Origin of the sequence: Zoogloea sp. (assembly GCF_041911615.1) — a bacterium.
Classification (GTDB): Bacteria; Pseudomonadota; Gammaproteobacteria; order Burkholderiales; family Rhodocyclaceae; genus Zoogloea.
Genome location: NZ_JAYROR010000128.1, coordinates 1 through 1669, shown reverse-complemented (window position 1 = coordinate 1669; position 1669 = coordinate 1). Strand labels below are relative to the sequence as shown.

Here is a 1669-nt window from a genome sequence, read left to right as displayed (position 1 = left end):
GGTGGATTACAACGTTAAGGTCCGGGTGAAGTCTGACGGGTCGGGCGTGGAGCTGGCCAACGTCAAGATGTCCATGAACCCGTTCGACGAGATCGCGGTGGAAGAGGCGCTGCGCCTCAAGGAAGCCGGCAAGGCGACCGAAGTGATTGCGGTGTCCATCGGACCGGCCCAGGCCTCCGAGACGCTGCGCACGGCGCTGGCCATGGGTGCCGACCGCGGCATCCTGGTGAAGACCGACGGCGTGGTCGAGCCGCTCGCCGTCGCCAAGATTCTCAAGGGCGTGGTGGGCGAGGAAGCCCCCGGCCTCGTGATCCTCGGCAAGCAGGCCATCGACGACGACTGCAACCAGACCGGCCAGATGCTGGCGGCGCTTCTGGGCTGGCCTCAGGCCACCTTCGCCTCCAAGGTCGTGGTGGAGGACGGCGGCGCTCTCGTCACCCGCGAGATCGACGGCGGCCTGCAGACCCTCAAGCTCAACGGCCCGGCCATCGTCACGACGGACCTGCGCCTCAACGAGCCGCGCTACGCCTCGCTCCCCAACATCATGAAGGCGAAGAAGAAGCCCATCGCCGAGAAGACGCCGGCCGATTACGGCGTCGACGTCGCCCCCCGGCTCGAGGTGCTGAAGACCGCCGAGCCGGCCGGCCGCAAGGCGGGCGTGAAGGTGGGCTCGGTGGCCGAGCTGGTGGCGAAGCTCAAGGATGAGGCGGGGGTGATCTGATGGCCGTTCTGCTCATTGCCGAACACGACAATTCGGCCCTCAACGGCGTCACCGCCAAGGCCCTCACCGCCGCCGCCGCCATGGGCGCGCCGGTGCATGTGCTGGTCGCCGGCCAGAATGCCAAGGGCGTGGCCGAGGCCGCCGCGAAGCTCTCGGGCGTCGAGAAGGTGCTGCTCGCCGACGATGCGCTCTATGCGCACCGCCTCGCCGAGCCGCTGGCGGCGCTGCTCGTTTCGCTGGCCGGGTCCTACGACGCCATCGTCGGCCCCTCCACCGCCAGCGCCAAGAACGTGCTGCCGCGCGTCGCCGCGCTCTTGGACGTGATGCAGGTGTCCGACATCATCAAGGTGGTGGCGCCCGACACGTTCGAGCGGCCCATCTATGCCGGCAACGCCATCCAGACGGTGAAGTCCAACGACGCCAAGAAGGTGGTGACGGTGCGCACCGCCTCCTTCGCCGCCACGCCCGAAGGCGGCTCGGCCGCCATCGAGACTGTGGGCGCGGCGTCCGACCCGGCGCTCTCCACCTTCGTGGAAGAGAGCATCGCCGCCTCCGACCGTCCCGAGCTGACCGCCGCGAAGATCATCGTGTCGGGTGGCCGCGCGGTGGGCTCGCGGGAGAAGTTCGCCGAGCTGATCGAGCCTCTGGCCGACGCGCTGGGCGCGGCGGTGGGCGCCTCGCGCGCCGCGGTGGATGCGGGCTATGCCCCGAACGACTGGCAGGTGGGCCAGACCGGCAAGGTCGTCGCCCCCGAGCTGTACGTCGCCCTCGGCATCTCCGGCGCCATCCAGCATCTCGCCGGCATGAAGGACTCCAAGGTCATCGTCGCCGTCAACAAGGACGAGGAGGCCCCCATCTTCCAGGTGGCGGACTACGGCCTCGTCGGCGATATCAACACCGTCATCCCTGAACTCAAGGCGGAAATCGCCAAGGTTAAGGGATAGGATC

Annotated in this window: 2 protein-coding genes; both read left to right on the top strand. The window is 68.7% G+C overall.

Going from position 1 to position 1669, the window contains the following annotated elements:
• Position 1 precedes the first annotated feature (1 nt).
• Positions 2 to 721: an electron transfer flavoprotein subunit beta/FixA family protein gene (locus ACE3P2_RS17035; protein WP_374266652.1), complete on the top strand. Its 720-nt coding sequence runs from the start codon at positions 2 to 4 to the stop codon at positions 719 to 721.
• Complete coding sequence (locus ACE3P2_RS17030; protein WP_374266650.1) at positions 721 to 1665, top strand: electron transfer flavoprotein subunit alpha/FixB family protein; 945 nt, start codon at positions 721 to 723, stop codon at positions 1663 to 1665. Before ACE3P2_RS17035 ends, ACE3P2_RS17030 begins: the two co-directional genes overlap by 1 nt.
• The last annotated feature ends 4 nt before the right edge of the window (positions 1666 to 1669 follow it).

Coding starts and splice junctions, on each gene's coding strand:
- ACE3P2_RS17030 (WP_374266650.1), top strand. CDS start 721: ATGGCCGTTCTGCTCATTGCCGAACACGACAATTCGGCCCTCAACGGC.